Origin of the sequence: Cognatilysobacter terrigena, from assembly GCF_004361065.1 — a bacterium.
Taxonomy (GTDB): Bacteria; Pseudomonadota; Gammaproteobacteria; order Xanthomonadales; family Xanthomonadaceae; genus Cognatilysobacter; species Cognatilysobacter terrigena.
On sequence record NZ_SELT01000015.1, the window covers coordinates 24,260 to 42,941 of the forward strand.

At 70.4% G+C, this 18,682-nt stretch carries 14 protein-coding genes; 9 read left to right on the top strand and 5 right to left on the bottom strand.

From position 1 onward, the window contains the following. Positions 1 to 12: 12 nt before the first annotated feature. From recD to recC, 3 genes are read right to left on the bottom strand one after another with little or no spacing between them, the layout of a single operon-like run. Positions 13 to 1,758 carry an exodeoxyribonuclease V subunit alpha gene (recD, locus tag EVS83_RS09855; protein ID WP_133500878.1) on the bottom strand — a complete coding sequence of 582 codons (1,746 nt, stop codon included), beginning with the start codon at positions 1,756 to 1,758 and terminating at the stop codon, positions 13 to 15. Next, on the bottom strand, positions 1,755 to 5,360 hold the full coding sequence (locus EVS83_RS09860) for a UvrD-helicase domain-containing protein (RefSeq protein ID WP_133500879.1): 3,606 nt from the start codon (positions 5,358 to 5,360) through the stop codon (positions 1,755 to 1,757). The genes recD and EVS83_RS09860 overlap by 4 nt, the downstream gene beginning before the upstream one ends. Then, a complete protein-coding gene (recC, locus tag EVS83_RS09865; protein ID WP_133500880.1) occupies positions 5,357 to 8,674 on the bottom strand; it encodes an exodeoxyribonuclease V subunit gamma in 3,318 nt (1,105 codons plus the stop codon). Before recC ends, EVS83_RS09860 begins: the two co-directional genes overlap by 4 nt. A gap of 215 nt (positions 8,675 to 8,889) precedes the next feature. On the opposite strand from recC, the gene EVS83_RS09870 reads away from it, so the two are divergent. The 6 genes from EVS83_RS09870 to EVS83_RS09895 all read left to right on the top strand — a co-directional run bounded on the left by EVS83_RS09870 (position 8,890) and on the right by EVS83_RS09895 (position 13,146). After that, complete coding sequence (locus EVS83_RS09870; RefSeq protein ID WP_133500881.1) at positions 8,890 to 9,681, top strand: ABC transporter ATP-binding protein; 792 nt, start codon at positions 8,890 to 8,892, stop codon at positions 9,679 to 9,681. Then, the gene (locus tag EVS83_RS09875) at positions 9,678 to 10,427 is read left to right on the top strand and encodes an MlaE family lipid ABC transporter permease subunit (protein WP_425456094.1); all 750 of its coding nucleotides are present in this window, start codon (positions 9,678 to 9,680) and stop codon (positions 10,425 to 10,427) included. The genes EVS83_RS09870 and EVS83_RS09875 overlap by 4 nt, the downstream gene beginning before the upstream one ends. 63 nt (positions 10,428 to 10,490) lie before the next feature. Beyond that, positions 10,491 to 10,994 (top strand): outer membrane lipid asymmetry maintenance protein MlaD, encoded by a 504-nt coding sequence (mlaD, locus tag EVS83_RS09880; RefSeq protein ID WP_133500883.1) that lies wholly within the window; start codon positions 10,491 to 10,493, stop codon positions 10,992 to 10,994. 4 nt (positions 10,995 to 10,998) lie between these two features. Further along, positions 10,999 to 11,646 (top strand): MlaC/ttg2D family ABC transporter substrate-binding protein, encoded by a 648-nt coding sequence (locus EVS83_RS09885; RefSeq protein ID WP_133500884.1) that lies wholly within the window; start codon positions 10,999 to 11,001, stop codon positions 11,644 to 11,646. Continuing rightward, positions 11,643 to 11,918: an STAS domain-containing protein gene (locus EVS83_RS09890; protein ID WP_133500885.1), complete on the top strand. Its 276-nt coding sequence runs from the start codon at positions 11,643 to 11,645 to the stop codon at positions 11,916 to 11,918. The genes EVS83_RS09885 and EVS83_RS09890 overlap by 4 nt, the downstream gene beginning before the upstream one ends. 226 nt (positions 11,919 to 12,144) lie before the next feature. Further along, positions 12,145 to 13,146: an MlaA family lipoprotein gene (locus tag EVS83_RS09895; protein ID WP_133500927.1), complete on the top strand. Its 1,002-nt coding sequence runs from the start codon at positions 12,145 to 12,147 to the stop codon at positions 13,144 to 13,146. 16 nt (positions 13,147 to 13,162) lie between these two features. Here EVS83_RS09895 and EVS83_RS09900 read toward each other — a convergent pair whose 3' ends face one another. Beyond that, a complete protein-coding gene (locus EVS83_RS09900; RefSeq protein WP_133500886.1) occupies positions 13,163 to 14,734 on the bottom strand; it encodes a DNA recombination protein RmuC in 1,572 nt (523 codons plus the stop codon). A 143-nt stretch (positions 14,735 to 14,877) separates the two neighbouring features. On the opposite strand from EVS83_RS09900, the gene EVS83_RS09905 reads away from it, so the two are divergent. Next, positions 14,878 to 15,579 carry a glycosyltransferase gene (locus EVS83_RS09905; RefSeq protein ID WP_133500887.1) on the top strand — a complete coding sequence of 234 codons (702 nt, stop codon included), beginning with the start codon at positions 14,878 to 14,880 and terminating at the stop codon, positions 15,577 to 15,579. A gap of 175 nt (positions 15,580 to 15,754) precedes the next feature. Then, the gene (locus EVS83_RS09910) at positions 15,755 to 16,330 is read left to right on the top strand and encodes a BLUF domain-containing protein (RefSeq protein ID WP_133500888.1); all 576 of its coding nucleotides are present in this window, start codon (positions 15,755 to 15,757) and stop codon (positions 16,328 to 16,330) included. Positions 16,331 to 16,339: 9 nt separating this feature from the next. Here the strand turns inward: EVS83_RS09910 and EVS83_RS09915 are convergent, their stop codons facing one another. After that, a complete protein-coding gene (locus tag EVS83_RS09915) occupies positions 16,340 to 17,506 on the bottom strand; it encodes a class I SAM-dependent rRNA methyltransferase (protein ID WP_133500889.1) in 1,167 nt (388 codons plus the stop codon). Positions 17,507 to 17,719: 213 nt separating this feature from the next. Here EVS83_RS09915 and EVS83_RS09920 point away from each other — a divergent pair, with 213 nt between their 5' ends. After that, complete coding sequence (locus tag EVS83_RS09920) at positions 17,720 to 18,679, top strand: TerC family protein (RefSeq protein WP_133500890.1); 960 nt, start codon at positions 17,720 to 17,722, stop codon at positions 18,677 to 18,679. Positions 18,680 to 18,682 lie beyond the last annotated feature (3 nt).

An 18,682-nucleotide genomic window follows, 5' to 3' on the forward strand; every position in this document is an offset into this window, starting at 1 on the left:
CGGATCGCGTCGTTATGCGCCGAGGCGACGCGCGAGCCCCGACACGCGACGTGCATGACGCGAGAGCGCGGATGCGATCGACGTTGCCGGACCGAGCACATGCAACGCACTGCGCGCGCGGGTGATTCCGGTGTAGAGCAATTCGCGCGACAACACGCGCGTATCGACCGCCGGCAGTTGCAGCCAGACGCTGTCGAACTCCGAACCCTGCGCCTTGTGCACGGTCATCGCGAACGCGCCGGTGTGCGCGGGCAATGCGCCGGGCGGAAACGCGCGCAAGCCGTCGGCGCCTTCGAACCAGGCGAGCAACGTGCCGTCGACATCGCGCAGGCAGATGCCGACGTCGCCGTTGAATAGCCCGTGCCGCGCGCTGTTCTCGGTGACCATCAGCAAGCGGCCGGGAAAGTAGGTGTCGCGCTGCGTTCCGGCGAGCGCGGTTTCGATGCGCGCATTCAGCACGTTCGCGCCCTGCGGACCGTCGCGCAGCGCGGTCAACAGGCGCACGCGGTTGACGCGCGACAGCGCATCGCGTGGGTCGCTGCAGTCGCGCAATGCGCGCCAATGCGCGAGCAGCGGTTCGCGCAGGCCGGGCGCAAACGGGTCGAGCGCGTCCTCGTGGAACTGCACACCTGCGTGGCCGGCGCGCAGGCCGGCGAGCGTGGCGTCCACATCGCCACGCCGCACGGCGTCGGCCACCGGCTCGAGCGCGAGCGCATCGGTCTGGCGATAGCCGCGATCGAGATGCGCGCGGCGCCCCGCGAGCGGCGCGCGCGACGACGGCGTGGCGTCGCAGGCATCCGCAAGCGCGGCGAGCACGTCGCCCGCCTCCACCGACGGCAGCTGATCGCGATCGCCGAGCAGCAGCAGGCGCGCACCGGGCGGCAACGCTTCGGCGAGCTTGCACATCAGCGGCAGGTCGACCATCGAGGCTTCGTCGACGACCAGCACGTCGAACTTGAGCGGTTGCTTCGCATCGAAGCGCGCGCGTGTCTGACCGGGTACGAGACCGAGCAGGCGATGCAGCGTGGAGGCGCTGGTCGGCAACGCACTGCACAACTCGCCATCGATGCCCGCATCGCGCAGCTCGTCGGCGATGCGACGCACGCTGCCCGCCATGCGATCGGCGGCGCGACCGGTCGGCGCGGCGAGTGCGATGCGCGGCATCGGCAGCGCGTTCACGCGCGCCTGCGCGGCGAGCAGCACGAGCACGCGCGCAATGGTGGTGGTCTTGCCGGTGCCGGGGCCGCCGGTGACGAGCAGCACGGGCGCGTCGAGCGCGCGTCGCGCCGCGGCCGCCTGCGCATCGCCTTCGTCGCGACCTGGAAACAGCCGTGCGTGCATCGCGTCGACGTCCGCGTGCATCGCGGGAACCGGCGCATCGCAGAGACGCATCAGCGCCAATGCGAGACGGCGTTCGTATTCGCGGTAGCGGCGCAGGTAGACGCGGCCGTCTTCGACCACGAGCGGCGATGCGCCATCGCTCTCGGCATCGGCGTTAGGCCGCGCGATCCACGCGCAGGCGTCAAAGGCCTCGCGCCATGCCGCGCCGTCGGGCCATTCGATGGGCGCTTCGACAAGCTCCTGCGCCGCCGCGATGTCGAACGCCGCATGCCCCTGCGCCACCGCATACGACGCCAGCGCCGCGGCGACCAGCACCGGCTCCGCCACGGCGTCATCAACCCGCTGCAACGCATGCGCGAGTGCGAGATCGATCGGGCGCAACGTGCCGCTGCGCTGGAGCGCGTCGAGCAGGCTCATGCGGCCCCTCCGAACAAGCGATCGAGCGCGTCGACCAGCGCGAACGGCAGGCGATCGGCATGGATGCCCGGCGACGGCGCGCGACGCGCATCGACGCCGCGACAGAACACGTAACGGATGCCGCCGATGTCGCGTTCGTAGTCGTATGCTGCGCCGAGGCGGAACCGCAGCCAGCGATGCAGCGCAAGCGTGTAGATCGCCGCCTGCAGCGTGTACTCGCCTTCGTGCATGGCGCGCGCGAGCGTCGCCGGCGCGTAGTCCGGCAGGCGATTGGTCTTGTAGTCGAGCACGAAGTACTGGCCGTCGTGCGCGTAGATCAGGTCGATCTTGCCGGTCATCAGGCCGTCGAGCGTGCGACGCGCGCCGAAGCCTTCGCGCGCGGTGAGCAGCCCGTGCGCCTGCACGGTCGAGAGCAGCGCATCGACGCCGACGCGATCGAGCGCGAAGTGGAATTCCATTTCGGCGCGGCGCGCCGCGTCCGGTACATCGCACAGGCGCGCGCCCTCGGGCATCGCGACGGTGAGTGTGTGGCCAACCAACGCAGCGAGCAGCGGAAGGCCGTCGTCGGTGTCCGTCTGCGAGTAGCCTTCGCCGCGGAAGGCCGCGACCAGCGCAGGCTGCTGGCCTGCCGGCGGCGCACCGTCACGCCAGTCGCGCCAGGCGGCGAAGTCGACCGTCTCGAACGCGGCGTGCACGACGTCGCCGAAGCGCGCGCCGCCGAAGCGTGGATCGGTCGCGACCGCAGCGACGAGTTCCGCTGCGACGTCGAGCGGCGCGCCCGGCACCAGCGGTTCGTCGGCGACGTCCTCGCGCTCGCCGCGCGGCAGCAGCGTTTCGACGCTGCCACTGCCGAGGCGCGCGAGGGCGCTGAAAGAATAGATCGACCAGTCGCGCGTGAGCAGGCGCTTGGCCGTGCGCGCGCGCGCCGGCTGCGTCGGTGCCTCGATGCGAAGGGCGCGGCGTTCGACCGGCTCGCGAACGCGATCGTCGATCACGATGTCGGCGCAGGCGAGCGCGTCGACCTCACCGAGCAGCTTCGCGAGCGGCGTCGACGTGTGCGCGTAAAGGGGCCCGGTGCAGAGCCAGAGCGCGTGCTCGGCGCGGGTCAGCGCGACGTACAGCAGGCGCGCGTCCTCGGCCGCGTCGTCCTCGCGCCATCGCTGCTTGCAGGCGTCGTCGGGTTGCACGTCGAGCACACGCGTGTCGCCGTCGTGCACGCTGCACCAGCGCGGCGATTTCGTTTGGCTGCCGATCGCGGCGAACGGCAGGAACACCAGCGGAAACTCGAGGCCCTTGCTCTTGTGCACGGTGAGGATCTGCACGCGGCGCGCGTCGGATTCGAGCCGAAGCTGCTGCTCGGGATCGCGTTCGTCGGCGCCCGCGATGCGCGCGCGCAGCCAGTCGACCAGGCCCTGCGGGCCGATCGCGCGTTGCGCGGCATCCTGCAGCGCCTCGCCGAGCTGCATGAAATCCGACAGCCGACGCTCGCCGTCGACCAGTTCGAGCAGACGCGGCGCGTTCGCGGCGCAGAGTTCGTTGACCAGCGCGAGCGGGCCGGAACGCAGCCACCGTTCCCGCCATGTGAGTGCACGCGCAAGTTCGCGCGCACGGGCGACGTCGTCGCGCGCCAGCGCGTCGATGCGCGCCGCGTCGAAGCCCAGCAGCACGGTCGCGAGCGCGGCGTTGAGCCGCGGCACGTCGGCCGGCGCGAGCAGCGCGTCGAAGATCGCGAGCAGCTCCATCGCCTGCGCGGTCGCGAACAGGCTGGTGCGCCCGGCGGTGACCGCGGGAATGCCGAGCGACGCAAGCGCGCGCTGCATGCGCAGCGCCTCGTCGTGCTTGCGGACGAGAACCGCGATGTCGCCGGGCTCGACCGCGCGACCGTCGACGGTGAACGCGCCGTCGGCGCCGCGTGCCAGTGCATCGTGGATGGCCAGTGCGCAGGCGGTGGTGGCCTCGCGCCGCGATGCATCGGCGTCGAGCGCCTTGCCGTCCGGCGTCGTCGGCAGGCGATGCACGACGAGCGCAGGCGCCGGAACGCCGTCGCGCAGGCAAGCATCATCCGCACGACGACCGCCGGCTTCGACGCGCTGGAAGCGGATGCGCGCGTCGACGAATGCGCCTTCACCGGCGTTGGCGTAGAGGCGATCGATCGCGCGCAGTACGCACGGCCGCGACCGGAAGTTGCGCAGCAGCGACGGCGCCGGCTGCGCGACGTCGCGAGCGCGCAGGTAGGTGTGCACGTCGCCACCGCGGAAGCCGTAGATCGCCTGCTTGGGGTCGCCGATCAGCGCGAGGAACGGCGCGGCGCGCACCTCGTCGTCGAGCAGCAGCGGTGCGCTCGCGCCTTCGTCGGCGAAAACGCGACGGAAGATGGACCACTGGCGCGGGTCGGTGTCCTGGAATTCGTCGACGAGCGCGGCGTGGTACTGGCGGCGCAGCTGCGCGGTGAGCGTTCGGCCGTGGTGGCCGTCGAGTGCGCGCGCGACATCGTCGATGAGGTCGTCGAAGCTGCGCGCGCGCAGCTGGCGCTTGACCTGGGCGAGGCGACGCACGGCCAGCGTGCGCACGCGATGCAGCAGGGCGATACGGCGCGCGTCGATCCAGGCGTCGTGGTCGGCGAGCCGCGCGAGGTAGGTGTCGACACGCGCGAACAGCGGCGATTGCGGGCGCTGCGGGTCCTTGCCCTTGTTCGTGCACGCGGCGAGCTTGGCGGTCGAGAGCAACTCGATCTTCGCGGGCGCCGCGGCGCCGTCGCGCCATGCGGCCATCGCGTCGTACAGCGCGGTGAGCGTCGGCGCTTTGTAACTGGTCGCGCTCAGCACCTTGCCGGCGAGCGCGGCGTCGATCGCCGCACGCACGTCGCCGCCGCGCGACTGCCACGCCTCGCGCAACGCGTGCGCAGCGGCGCTGAGTGCAGGCAGCGGCGACTCACCGATCTCGGGCGCGTCCGGCCGCAGCGCGACCGCGCGCACCAGCTCGCCGAGGTCGGCCGCCAGTGCCTCCGGTGAGGTCCACCACGTGGCGAGCAGATCGGCATCGTCCGCATTCGCCGCGAGCGTTCGCCAGAGATCGTGCGCGACGGTGTCGAGCAGGAGGCGGTCGTCGCCAGGCGTGCCCGCATCGTGGAACGACGCACCCGTCTCGAGTGCGTGGTCGGCGAGCACGCGCGTGCAGAAGCCGTGGATGGTGTGCACCGCGGCGGCGTCGATCTCGGCGGCGGCCTCCTGCAGGCGACGACGCAGCGCGGCCGGATCTTCCACGCGCTGCTGGCGTTCGATCAGCATGCGGCAGAGCGCGATCTCCGATGCATCGCCGTCGACGACCGCGCCCGCGGCGACACGCGCCAGCAGTTGCAGTCGACGCCGCAGGCGTTCGCGCAGTTCCTGCGTCGCGGCTTCCGTGAACGTCACCGCGAGGATCTGGCCGATGCGCAGTCCACGCTCGACGATGAGCCGCGTGACGATCGTCGCCAGCGTGAACGTCTTGCCCGTGCCGGCACTCGCCTCGATCAGGCGTACGCCGGTGAGCGGCATCTCCAGGAACGCGTCGACCTCGTCGTGCGTATCGAGCGCGGGCGGCGGCAGCTCGACGATGCTCATGCGTCGATCTCCGCGCGCGCATGCAGCACGGCGTCGAACACGCGACGCGCGAGCGCCTGGAACTGCGCGGCGGCATCCTCGCGCGCGAAAGGATCACGACCGCGCAGCACCAGCTGCACCGCGGGCGTACCGCCTTCGGCCCAGCCGCGCACGTTGAGCCAGCGCTCGCGCGCGGCTTTCCATGCACGATCGTCCTGGCCGTCGTACCAGGCCCAGCCTGCATACGCGCCGAACGGCAGCGGCTCGGCGAGCCCGGCGTCGCGCAGCGCGAGCAGCATCGACAGGATCTTTCGCGCCTGCGCCGCGGGCACCGGCGCGCGTTCGACGACGGCGACGCGCCCGTCGTGCACCGCGAACTGCATCAGCGGCAGCGCGCGCTCGAGCGCGCACGCCGCGAGCCAGTCGAGCCCGTGCGCGATCTGCGCCGGGCCGTTCAATTCGCCGAAGCGCAAGCGCGCGACGCCATGCGGATGCACCTCGCGCAGCCGCCCGTGCAGGCGCAACGCATCGAGTTCCAGGTCGACGCCGACATCATCGGCACCCGCATCGCCGCGCCAGCCGGTGAACAGGTCCGCGAACGGACGCACTTCATCGACAACCTCGTCGAGTACGCGCTGGCCGTACACGCCCGCCGGTAGCAGGCCCTGCGCGCGCAGCCGGCGCGCGAGCTGGTGCGTGCGGCCCGTCACCTGCGCGTCGAACACCGCTTCGCGCAGCCGGTCGGCCGCGCGATGTTCGAGCACCAGCGGTTCGACGTCGATCAGCGGTGCGCCGGCATCGGGCAGGCGCAGTTGCAGGCGCTGGCGGAGGAACGCGTCGGGTGGGCTGCGCAGGAACGCGGCGAGCTCGGTGAGCGCGACCTCGCGCGATGCCGGCTCCGGCGGCGGCAACGGCGCACCGACCCACGGCGGCAGCTCGCGACGTCGCAACGGCGACGTGCGTGCGGCCTGCTGCCATTCGCCGCGATAACTGAAGCGCCGCGGCTCGATACCGTCGCCGTCCACGCCAAACGCCTCCGCGCAGAACGGCTGCAACGGATGACGCACGACGAGGCGCTTACGCGTCTCGCCGGGATTCGCGTGATAGCCGGCGGCGACGTCGAGCAGTTCGTGCACGAGCACCGACGGCTCGCGCGCGCTGCCGTCGTGCGGATCGGCGCCGAGATAGCTCAGGTAGAAGATGTCGTTCGCAGACGCGAGCAACTGCAGGAACATGAAGCGGTCGTCGTCGCGCAGCGTGCGGTCGCCGCGACGCCGATGCGGGCCTTCGAGTTCGCGCAGGCGCTGGTCGAGGCCGCCGCCGGGATCGCGACGCGGGAAATCGCCGTCGTTGAGGCCGAGGATGCAGATCGCGCGGAACGGCAGCAGGCGCATCGGCACCATGCGGCCGAAGCTGACGCCGCCGCCCATCAATGGCGCGCGCGTGTCGGCCTCGGCGAGTTTTGCGTCGAAATGCGCGCGCACGACCTCCGGTTCGATCGGCGTCGCGAGCTGCGCGCGCTGCGCGGCGTCGGCGAATTCATCGATCAGCGTGCGCAGGCGATCGAGCGCGCGTTCATCGCCGACGTCGCGCGGGCGTTCGGGCAGCACCGCGGCGAGCAATGCGAGCAGGCGTTCGCGCCATTGCTCGGCCGTCATCGCGTTCGACAGCACGCGCTCGTAGCGCGTGAGCACGCGCACCAGGCCGATCAGCGTGTCCAGCGCGGCGAGGTCGCCGCCTTCGAGTTCGGGAAATCCGGCGACGTCGCCGAGCAGCGCGTCCGACCCGGTCGCGTGGCCGATCAACAGGCGATCGAGTGCGAACTGCCAGGTGTAGATTGCATCGTCCGGCGCGCCATGCTTCGCGCGATGCGTGCCGTCGAGACCCCAGCACGCACCCGCGGCCTGCAGCCAGTCGCGCAGGCGATCGAGCGATGCAGGATCGAGGCCTGCATGCTGCGCGATCGCCGGCGTCGCGAGCAGGTCGAGCACTTCGTGCAGGCCCAGGCGCGACGTCGGCAACGCGAGCAGGCGCGAGAACACTTCGGCGAGCGGTTCGTCGGCCAGCGGACTCGCGTCGGCGACGGTGTACGGAATGAAATCGGTGCGACCGTGCACGCCGCCGAACACGGCTTCGATGTACGGCAGGTAGGGATCGATGTCCGGCGCGAGCACGGCGATGTCGCGCGGCTCCAGCGGCGGATCGAAGCGCGGGTCTTCCAGTAGCGCGCGCAGCTGGTCGTGCAGCACCTGCACCTCGCGCAGCGGCGTCGGCGCGGCGTGCACCTGCAGGCTCGGATCGGTGACGTCGAGCGTCGCGCGCCACGGCGTCGCCGGCACGGGGCGACGATGCAGCAGGTCGCGCTTCATCCGCGCGAGCAGCGTTTCGCTCGACGCATCGAAGCCGCGCGCTTCCGGATCGTCGTAGGCCGGCAGGTCGAACGAGGGATGCACGGTCTCGTAGCCGCCGAGCACCGCCATGAAATCGCGGCCCGACGCACCCCAGGCCTGCAGCAGCGGGTTGTCGTCGGTGTCGAGCACGTCGCCGAATGCGGCGGCGTCGCCGAGTTCCAGGCGATGCGGCAGCGTGCGCACGTCGCCCCAGTACGCGGCGACCGGCGACGGCAGATAGAAGTGCAACGGCCCGACGCGCGCGGCGCTGGCGATCACGCGCAGCGTGTCGGGCGAGACGTTGAGCGTGGCGAACACGAACAGGCGCGGCGGCAGGCCGACGGGCGTTTCGTCGCCGTCGACGCCGAAACGTTCGAGGTAGCGCTGGACGCGACGCGCGCGATGCGGCCGATCGGCGCCGAGGCGACGCCACAGCGCGGCCTGCGGATCACGCGGCGATTCGCCGGCGTCCCAGGCAAGCAACCAGTCGCGGCGCCACGCCTGGTAGCGGTCGAAGGTGGTGGCGAGTGCGCCGGCCAGCGACCACGCCTTCAGCGCGTCGACCTCGCCCACCTCCGGCGACAGGTAGCTGCGCAGCGGGCGCAGCACCGGGTCGCGCATCGTGCGGTCGTCCTGCAGCAGCGCGTACAGGCGCCAGCGCAGGGCGTCCGCGTCGAGATCGTCCGCGCCGCCATCGACGTTGGCATCGAGGATCTGCGCGACCAGCTCGCCGGGGGTCAGGAAGACGATGTTCGCGGCGATGCCGTGCGCCTGCGCAAGCGTCGCCTGCAGCCAGCGGCGCATCGACGGCTGCGGGATCACCACGATGTCCGGCGCCAGCAAGGCCTGCCCAGCCGCTGGCCGCCGGAGCTCCTCGGCCATCAGCCCGGCGAGGATTTCCAGCGAATTCGAGTGGTACAGGCGGAAATCGGAGGCCGCGGCCATGCGCGTCATCTTGCCGCAGGACGTCGCAACCCGTGCGACGCGCGGCTCAACGCGCCGGGAGATTCGGCGTCTGCCGATGAACGCGGGACGCGCCGTTCCGCCCGCATTGGTGCGGCCGCGCCCGCCCTGCGACAATCTGCGCACTCCCGGCCTGTTCAGCCGCGCGCCCGTAGCCTTCGCGCCGCCTTCGTGCGCGCGTGCACGTGACCGACCCCATGACCCAGTCTTCGCCCATCGTCGCCCTTCGCGGGCTGCGCCTCGCGCGCGGCGAACGCACGATCCTGCACGACGTGAACCTCGAGGTCGCGCCCGGCGAGGTCGTCGCCGTGCTCGGCCCGTCGGGCTGCGGCAAGTCGACGCTGCTGTCGGCGCTCACCGGCGAACTCGCGCCGGCCGCGGGCACCGTCGAGGTGCTGGGCCGGCCGATGCCGACCGGCGGCCGCGCACTGCTCGAGCTACGCCGCGGCATCGGCGTGATGCTGCAGGGCAACGGCCTGCTCACCGACCTGACCGTCGCCGACAACGTCGCACTGCCGCTGCGCACGCATACCGACCTGCCCGACGCGATCATCCGTCGCCTCGTCGAGATGAAACTGCATGCGGTCGGCCTGCGCGCCGCTGCCGACGCGTATCCGCGCGAGCTCTCCGGTGGCATGGCGCGCCGCGTCGCGCTGGCGCGCGCGCTCGCGCTCGATCCGCCGCTGATGATCTACGACGAACCGCTGACCGGCCTCGACCCGATCGCGTCAGGCGTCGTCATGTCGCTGGTGCGCCGCCTCAACGACACGCTGGGCCTGACGTCGATCGTGGTCACGCACCACGTGCACGAGACGCTGCCGGTCGCCGACCGCGCGCTCGTCATCGCCAACGGCCGCATTGTGTTCGCCGGCACGCCTGCGGAACTCGAACAGTCCAACGATCCGTTCGTGCAGCAGTTCCTGCGCGGCGCGCCGGATGGCCCGATTGCCTTCGATGCCGCGCCGCGCGCGGCGGGAGCCGCCGCCTGATGCTCGCGACGACGATCCGCACGCTCGGCCAGGCCGGGATCTTCTCGTTCTCGGTGCTGCGCGCGAGCCGGCCGACCGCCGACTTCCTGCGCGAACTCGTGCGCGAGGTCTACAAGATCGGTGCGCGTTCGCTGCCGATCATTTTGGTCGGCGGCGCCTTCGTCGGCCTGTCGCTGACGCTGCTCGGCTACAAGGCGCTGACGACGTACGGCGCGGCGAACCAGGTCAGCGCGCTGCTCGGCCTCGGCATGTACCGCGAACTCGCGCCGGTGCTGACCGCACTGCTATTCATCGGCCGCGCCGGCAGTTCGATCGCCGCCGAACTCGGGCTGATGCGCGCCACCGACCAGATCACCGCGCTCGGCCTGATGGGCATCGACCCCGTCGGCAAGGCGGTCGCGCCACGCTTCTGGGCGGCGGTGCTGAGCGTGCCGCTGCTCACCGGTTTCTTCTGCGCGGCCGGCATTGTCGCCAGCTATTTCGAGGCGGTGCACGTGATCGGCCTCGAAGCCGGCCCGTTCTGGCAGGTGATGCGCGACGCGGTCGACTTCCACGGCGATTTCCTCGTCGCGCTGGAGAAGGCGACGGTGTTCGGTGCGCTCGCGGCGTGGGTCGCGGCGTTCGTCGGCTATCACGCCGAACCCACCATCGAAGGCACCTCGCTCGCGACCACGCGCGCCGTGGTCAATGCCTCGCTGCTGGTGCTCATGTTCAATTTCGTGCTGTCGGCGCTGCTGTTTCGATAAGCGGTCGCCTGCTCCCCTTGAATCCGGCGCCGTGCGCGCCACGTAACGTCGGAAGCCCAATCCATGCGCAGTCCACGAATCGAATTCGCCGTCGGCGCCTTCCTGCTGCTCGCGCTCGCCACGCTGCTCACGCTCGCGTTCGCGTCGACCAACGGCCGCTGGGGCGGCAATGGCGACACGTATCCGATCAAAGCGCGTTTCACTGCGATCGGCGCGTTGCGCCCGAATGCGCCAGTGAAGATCGGCGGGGTGAACGTGGGCCGGGTGGCCGACATTCAGCTGGACCCCACAAAATTCGATGCCGTCGTGACGCTCTCCATCGACGGGAAATACAAGGAGCTGCCGTCCGACACCGCCGCCGGCATCTTCACCAACGGCCTGCTCGGCGAAAGTTACGTGGGCCTGACGCCGGGCGGAGCGCCCGACGCACTCAAGCCCGGTGACGAGATCTACCTCACGCAACCTGCCGTCGACCTGATCCAGCTCGTCGGCAAGTACATGTTCAGTGGCGCGGGCAAGACCGACGCCGCCAGCGAGAGCGGCCCGGATGCCGCACCCAAGGAGTGACACCATGAAGCGCACTGCCCTGTTCGTCCTGATGTCCGCCGCGTTCGCCGTCGCGCCCATCGCCATGGCCACCGCCGCGCCGCCCGCCGCGACGCAGCAACTCGGCACGCCGTCGAAGCTCGTGCTCGACAACAGCACGCGCGTGCTCGCGACGCTCGAATCGCGCCGCGCCGAATTCACCAAGAACCGCACGGCGCTCAAGCAGTTCGTGTCGGGTGAGTTCAACCAGATGTTCGACCGCGACTACGCCGCCCGCCTCGTGCTCGGCGCGCACGGCCGCGGTGCGTCGAATGCCGACGTCTCGGCGTTCGCCGACGCGCTGAGCGAAAACCTGATGCAGCGCTACGGTTCGTCGCTGCTCGACTTCAACACGCGCCTCACCGTGCGCATCAAGTCGGAGACCAGCATCGCGAACGGCAAGGCCACGCGCGTCTCCACGCAGATGCTGCGCCAGGGCGGCGAGCCGGTGCCGGTCGACTACCTGATGCACCAGGTCAACGGCCAGTGGAAGGTGTTCGACGTGCTCGTCGAAGGCGTGAGCTTCGTGCAGACCTTCCGCAGCCAGTTCGACGGCCCGCTGTCGCGCGCGTCGATCGCACAGGTCGCCGCCGACCTCAAGGCCGGCAAGCTGCAGGCGCAGGCCAAGCGATGAGCGAGACGCGCGTCCGCCGCGACGGCGACGTGCTCAAGATCGACGGCCGCCTCGACCGGGCGGCCGTCGCTGCGACCTGGCGTGCGTTGCAGACGCAGCGTACCGGCGCCTCGCGGGTCGACGTCACCGGCGTCGAGTCCGTGGACAGCGCGGGTGTCGCGCTCCTTGCCGACCTCGCAGCCTCGGGCCTCGCGGTCCACGGCGAGCCCGCCGGCCTGGCCGACCTGCGCGCGGCTTATCGCCTCGATGGATCGCTCGGTTTCAGTGGCTGAACGCGGCCGGGGCCTCAGGCTCCGGGCCCGCCGTTAAAATGCCGGCATGACCCGCCCCGCATTCCGTAGCGGCCGCCGCATCGGCGCGCCGACCCGCTCCGTACTTGCCGTCGCCCTGATGGTCGCGACCGCGTCGGCGTGGGCGCAGGACGCGACATCGACGCAATCGGAAAATGCGACGTCGCAGTCGGCATCGCCAACGACTTCCAACGGCGAAGCTGCGGCGATGCAGACCGCGACGCCGCCGACGGACACGACGGCGAGCGAGCCGACGACCCAGGACGTCGCGCCGACGCAGCCGACATCCGACGTCAACGTGACGATGCAGTCGACACCGACGGATGCCGTTGCGACGGACGCGACTGTAACGACAGAAACACCGCCGCCTACCGGCGAGGCGGTGTCGACCGAAACGCCGCCACCGACGGACGCGAGCGCGACCGCGGACGCCGAAGCGCAGAGCGAGACGAACGCGACCGCCGCGGAAGGCGACTTCAACGACCTCTACGGCCCGACCGGCAGCACCGACGTCGCGCGCGGGCAGGCCGGCGTCGTGTGGGATCCGTGGGAGCCGTACAACCGCAAGATCCATCGCCTCAACAACGCGGTCGATCGCTACGTCGCGCATCCGCTCGCCAAGGCGTACGTCAAAGCGGTGCCACGCCCGGTGCGCAGCGGCGTCAGCAACTTTTTCAGCAATCTCGGCCAGCCGATCACCGCGGTGAATGCGCTGCTGCAGGGCAAGCCCAAGCTCGCCGCCCATGCGGCGGGCCGGTTCCTGCTGAACTCGACGCTCGGCATCGGCGGCCTCTTCGATCCGGCCACCGACGCGCATCTCGAAAACGGCAACGAGGATTTCGGCCAGTCGCTCGGCGTCTGGGGCTGGAAGCGCTCGCGATATGTCGAGCTGCCGCTGTTCGGGCCGCGCACGTTCCGCGACATCGTCGGCATGGTCGGCGACGCGCCTCTGTCTCCGATGCGTGGGCTCGAGGAAGACAAGATCCGCGTGCCGCTGCAGGGCCTGCAACTGGTCGACCTGCGCGCGCAGCTGATGTCGACCGACGCGCTGCGCGAAGGCGTGCAGGACGACTACACGCTGGTGCGCGACGCGTGGATGCAGCGCCGCATGTACCAGATCAACGGCGAGGCCGGCGACAACCTGCCGGATTACCTCAAGGACGCCCCGATCATTCCGGTCAACGCGATGCCGGTGCGACCGGGCAACTGATCGCGTTTCGCGCTAGTCAGCGCTCGTCCGTCGTCAGCCGCACGGCATCGGTCTCCGCCGCGAACGCGATCTCGTCGAGTTCGGGCAGCAATTCCTCCGACACCTTGCGCTTGCCGCGTGCGCCGAGTGCGACGAGGCGGCGTGCGCGCGGGATGACGGCCTGGCGTGAGTCGCTGAGGCGATTGCGGGCGTCGAGGTAGGCCTTGCTCGCGTCGTCGAGCTTGCTGCCGACGCGGTCGAACTCGGCGAGGAAACTCGTGAGCGCGTCGAGCAACAGGCCGCCGGCTTCGCCGATCTCGCGCGCCTGCTTCTGGATGCGGTCGCGCGTCCACAGGCGTTCGACCACGCGCAGCACCGCCATCAGCGTGTTCGGCGACGCGAACACCACGCCCTTCTCGAACGCCTCGGACTGCAGCGCGGAATCGAAACCGAGCGCCGCCGACAGCGCGCCCTCGATCGGCACGAACGCGATGGTCACTTCCAGCGCGTTCTCGCCGATAAGCTTGGGATAGTTGCGATCGGCGAGGTCGCGCACGTGCTGACGCAGGCCGACGGCATGACGACGCATCGCATCGGTCTGTGCCTCCGGCGTATCGGCGTTCATCGCCTCTTCCCAGGCGACGAGATTGACCTTGCTGTCGACGACCACGCAGCGATCGCCCGGCAGGCGCACGACGACGTCGGGACGCAGCACGCGGCCTTCGTCGTCGCTGCCCTGCTTCTGGCGCTCGTAATGCGCGCCTTCCTCAAGGCCCGAACCACGCAACACGTTCTCGAGCATCAGTTCGCCCCAGTCGCCGCGCACCTTGGCGTTGCCGCGCAGCGCCTTGGTGAGCGCGGCGGCCTGCGCGGCCATGTCCTGGTTGAGCGTGCGCAGTTCGTTGACCGCGCCGACCAGCGTCGCGCGTTCGCGCGCCTCCTCGCTGTAGACGGTGTCGACGCGCTGGCGGAACTGGTTGAGCTGCTCGGCGAACGGCTTGAGCAGCGTCTCGATGTCGGCCTTCGACTGCACGGTGGCGTGGCGCACGTTCTTCTCGAACTGTTCGCCGCGCTCGGCAAAGACCTTGCCGGCCATCTGCGCGAACGCGTCGGACAGCTTGGCCTGCGCCTGGTCGACGAACGTGCGCATCTCCTCGTGCTGGCGACGTGCGTGTTCGAGATGGGCGGTGGCCTGCGCATGTTCGCCACGCAACGTCGCCAGCTGCGCGTCGACCGCCTGCGCCTGCGCGCGCGCGACCTCGAGCTGCGCGTTGCGATCGTCGAGTTCGGCGATGGCGGCGGACCGCGCGACGCGTTCGTCCTCCAGCGCGGCGCGTAGGGACTCCAGCTGTTCGCGCAGCTGCACGAGTTCGGTTTCGACGCGCGCGTGCGCGGCGACTGCGGCACGCAACGCACCGAGCGCCTCGCCATCTTCGCGCGCACGCGCCTGCGCTTGTCCCAGTTCCACTGCGAGGCGGTCGCGCTCGGCCTGCAGTGCGGGCAGGCGCGGGTCCTGCAAGCCGCGCGACTGGAGCCGCCACAGGGCGACGGCCACGAACGCCAGCGCGAGCGCGGCGAGGGCGATGACGACGAAGGCGGAAGCGGTCATGGCGGGCTCGCACGGCGCGGATCGGCGCCACAGTAGATCGTTTCGGGTCTCACCCATCGAGACGGCGGTTCACGCGGGTCTGCGACAGGGTGGCGAGCGGCCGTGCCGACATCGCGTCACCGCGATTCTGACAGCATGGCGCGATGCTCTCGTTCGTCGTCCCCGCGCATGACGAGGCGCCGCGGCTGCCCGCGACGCTCGAGGCCCTGCATGCCGCGGCCGTCGCCTGCGGCGTGCCGTACGAGATCGTCGTGGTCGACGACGCATCGCGCGACGGGACCGCCGACGTCGCACGCGCCTGCGGTGCGCACGTGGTTCGGGTAGAGCACCGGCACATCGCCGCGACGCGCAACGCGGGCGCCCGTGCCGCGGGCGGTCCGGTGCTCGTCTTCGTCGACGCGGACACCCTCGTGCCGCCCGGCACCGTCGCGGCTGCACTCGCCGCGGTGGGCGATGGCGCCGTGGGTGGTGGCGGACGCGTGCGGTTCGAGGGCGGGCGGCCGCTGCGCCACCGCATCGCGCTGGCTGCCGGGCTGGCGCTGGTGCGCCTGACACGCATCGCGCCGGGCTGCTTCCTGTTCTGCACGCGCGAGGCCTTCGTCGCCACCGGCGGCTTCGACGAACGCTGGTATGCGGGCGAGGACGTGGCGATGAGCCGCGCGCTCGCGAAGGTCGGTCGCTTCGTCCTGCTGCGCGAGCCGGTGTGGACCTCGGCCCGCAAGCTCGAGACCTTCAGCCCGGGCGAACACCTCGTGCTGTTGGGCAGGCTCGCGCTGCGCGGCCGCCGCGTGCTGCGCTCACGCGAACACCTTCGGCTCTGGTACGAGAGGCGCGAAAAGGAGTGATCTGCGCCCACGCGGCGGCGATAGCCCGCCTGCGGATCGGGCAGGTCGTCACGAAACCGCGCCGCGCACCGGCGCCGACTGCATCCGGACGGGTCGTCGTGTCGTTGCAGGTCATCGACCCGGCGCCCGGCGCGTCGTGTCGTCCTGCCCATGGCGTAGCAAGCGGAGATGCGCGGTGTCCGACCTGATCCAGATCGTCTATGTCAGCCGTTCGACCTTTCCGGTCATGCCCGCCGAGCGCGGCATCGAACCCAGCGTGGCGCGCATCCTCGCCCAGTCGCGCATCAACAATCCGCGACGCGGGCTGGTGGGCGCGCTCTACTTCGGCGACGGCTGCTTCTTCCAGTGCCTGGAAGGCCGCGCGGCGGACGTCGACCGCCTGTATGCCGCTCTGCTCGACGACCCGCGGCACACCGACCTCAAGGTGCTGTCGCGCCGTCCGATCGAGCGCACGGGATTCGCCAGCTGGTCGATGAAATACGTTCCGTTGGACGCACCGATGCGAGCGCTTCTCGCCGAGCGCGGGCTGTCGACCTTCGATCCGTACCGCTTCGACGAGGCGACGGTCGCGCGCGTGCTGGCGCTGTTGCGTGACGGCGGCGACGTGATGCTGCCGCTGGAAGCCGCCGCGCCTAGGCAGGAGCGACTGGACGCCGACAACGGGCGCGCACTGCGCATGGCGCGACTGTCGATCGCCCTGGCCTCGCTCGCGTTGCTGGCGTCGGCCGCCGCGCTGGTTCTCGCGTGGTGAGCGCGCCGCTCAGTCGAGCACGCGACAGAACACCGCTTTGAGGTAGCGCGACTCCTGCACGCTTGCGAGCACCGGGTGGTCCGCGCCGGCGCCCGACACGCGCAGGATCTGCACGGTGCGGTTCGCGTAGAACGCTGCGCGACGCAGCATGTCGAGGAACTGCTCCTCGCTGACCAGGCCGGTGCACGAGAACGTCGCGAGCAGGCCGCCGGGCTTGGTCACGCCGAGCGCCAGCTTGTTCATGTCGAGGTACTTCTTGAGCGCCGGGATCACCTGGTCGCGATCGCGCGTCATCTTCGCGGGATCGAGCACGACGACGTCGTACGCGTCGCCGCGATTTCCGGCATCGCGCAGCCACGGGAAGATGTCGGCCTGCACGAACTTGATGCGCTGGTCGTTGAGCTTGGCGTTCGCCTTCGCGATCGAGAGCACGTCGTCGTCGATGTCGACGCCGGTGACTTCGCTCGCGCCACGCACCGCAGCGTAGACGCCGAAGCCGCCGGTGTTGCAGCAGAGGTCGAGCACCGTCTTGCCGTGCACGTGCTGGCTCAGCCACTGGCGGTTTTCGCGCTGGTCGGCGAAGAAGCCGGTCTTGTGCGCGCCGGACGGATCGGCGCGGAAGCGGATGCCGTGCTCGGTGATGATCGCCGGCGGCACCGCCGACTGCACGCGGAAGTCGAAGCTCTCCTGCTTCTGCACGTGCTCGTCGGCGAACGAGAAGAAGCGGCAGCCGGGGAACTGTTCGCTGAGCGCGGCGTAGATCCATTCGCGGTGGCGGAACATGCCGGCCGAGAAGAATTCGACGACGATCAGGTCCGCATAGCGATCGACGACCAGGCCCGAGAGCCCATCGCCCTCGCTGTGCACGACGCGCCAGGCGTCGCTCACGTCGTCGAGCTTGAGCACGTCGCGGCGCAGCGACACCGCCGCCGCGATCTTGCGTCGGAACCAGCCCTCGTCGACCGCGACGTCCGGATGCGTCTCGAGGATGCGCACCGCGATGCGCGAGTGGCCGTTGTAGAAGCCACGGCCGATCCACTCGCCGTCGACGCCGACCACATCGACGATGGCGCCCGGCTTGGGCCGCTGCGCCGGCTTGTCGACCAGGCGCTGGAAGATCCACGGGTGCGTGGACTTCCACGCGTTCTTGAGGCGGACGACGGGCAATTCGTTCATCCGCCTATTGTAGGTGTCACCGGGTTTTGATCCCGTTGGGTTATGCTTCGCGCCGAAGGGGAGTAGCTCCCACGCGCCTGGATCGTCAATACGAGCATCCGCTCCGGTCCAGCGGCAGCCTCATCAGGCTGTGAGCAAGACCTTCGCCCATCGTGGCGAAGGTGCGTCCGTCGATTCCCTCGCCATGGTCCGATCCGCGTTCCGGAGTTCGCCATGGAAACCATTGCTTCCCCCCTGATGTGGACCGCCTTCGGCGGCCTCGTCGTCGTCGCCCTGCTCGCCGACCTGATGCTCATGCGCCACGGCGGGCCGCATCGCGTCACCTTCAAGGAGGCGCTCGGCTGGAGCGTCGGCTGGGTGGCGGTCGCGCTCGCCTTCGGCGGCTGGCTGTGGTGGATCGCCGCACAGCGCTACGGCGACGCCGAAGGCCAGCGCATCGCGCTCGAATACCTCACCGGCTATCTCATCGAGAAGTCGCTGGCGGTCGACAACATCTTCGTGTTCCTGATGCTGTTCACCTACTTCGCCGTGCCCGAGCCGCAGCGGCAGAAGGTGCTGGTGCTGGGCGTGCTCGGCGCGATCGTGCTGCGCGGCGTGATGATCTTCGCCGGCGCGGTGCTGCTCGCGAAGTTCCACTGGATTCTCTACGTGTTCGGCGCGTTCCTGCTGCTCACGGGCTTCAAGATGTGGGCGGCCGCGGGCAAGCAGCCCGACCTCGAGGCGAATCCGGTGCTGCGCTGGATGCGCCGCCACCTTGCGCTCACCGACGGCTACCGCGGCGATGCATTCGTCGTGCGCGAAGGCGGCATCCGCCGTTACACGCCGCTGTTCGTGGTGATGGCGCTGATCGCGGTGACCGATGTGATCTTCGCGGTCGACTCGATCCCGGCGATCTTCGCGATCACCAAGGATCCGTTCGTGGTGCTGACGTCGAACGTGTTCGCCGTGCTCGGCCTGCGCGCGATGTTCTTCCTGCTTGCGGGTCTCGCCGATCGCTTCCACCTGCTGCCGTATGGCCTCGCGGTCGTGCTGGTCTTCATCGGCGCGAAGATGCTGGCGATCGACGTCATCCACCTGCCGGTGATGGTGTCGCTCGGCGTGGTCGTCGCGATTATCGGTGCGACGGTTGCGCTGTCGTTGCTGCGCCCACAGCGTTCCACGCCTGCCGCCTGACGG

Coding starts and splice junctions, on each gene's coding strand:
- EVS83_RS09895 (WP_133500927.1), top strand. CDS start 12,145: ATGCAGACCGCGACGCCGCCGACGGACACGACGGCGAGCGAGCCGACG.
- recD (WP_133500878.1), bottom strand. CDS start 1,758: ATGAGCCTGCTCGACGCGCTCCAGCGCAGCGGCACGTTGCGCCCGATC.
- EVS83_RS09900 (WP_133500886.1), bottom strand. CDS start 14,734: ATGACCGCTTCCGCCTTCGTCGTCATCGCCCTCGCCGCGCTCGCGCTG.
- EVS83_RS09915 (WP_133500889.1), bottom strand. CDS start 17,506: ATGAACGAATTGCCCGTCGTCCGCCTCAAGAACGCGTGGAAGTCCACG.
- EVS83_RS09905 (WP_133500887.1), top strand. CDS start 14,878: ATGCTCTCGTTCGTCGTCCCCGCGCATGACGAGGCGCCGCGGCTGCCC.
- EVS83_RS09860 (WP_133500879.1), bottom strand. CDS start 5,360: ATGAGCATCGTCGAGCTGCCGCCGCCCGCGCTCGATACGCACGACGAG.
- recC (WP_133500880.1), bottom strand. CDS start 8,674: ATGGCCGCGGCCTCCGATTTCCGCCTGTACCACTCGAATTCGCTGGAA.
- EVS83_RS09920 (WP_133500890.1), top strand. CDS start 17,720: ATGGAAACCATTGCTTCCCCCCTGATGTGGACCGCCTTCGGCGGCCTC.
- EVS83_RS09885 (WP_133500884.1), top strand. CDS start 10,999: ATGAAGCGCACTGCCCTGTTCGTCCTGATGTCCGCCGCGTTCGCCGTC.
- mlaD (WP_133500883.1), top strand. CDS start 10,491: ATGCGCAGTCCACGAATCGAATTCGCCGTCGGCGCCTTCCTGCTGCTC.
- EVS83_RS09890 (WP_133500885.1), top strand. CDS start 11,643: ATGAGCGAGACGCGCGTCCGCCGCGACGGCGACGTGCTCAAGATCGAC.
- EVS83_RS09870 (WP_133500881.1), top strand. CDS start 8,890: ATGACCCAGTCTTCGCCCATCGTCGCCCTTCGCGGGCTGCGCCTCGCG.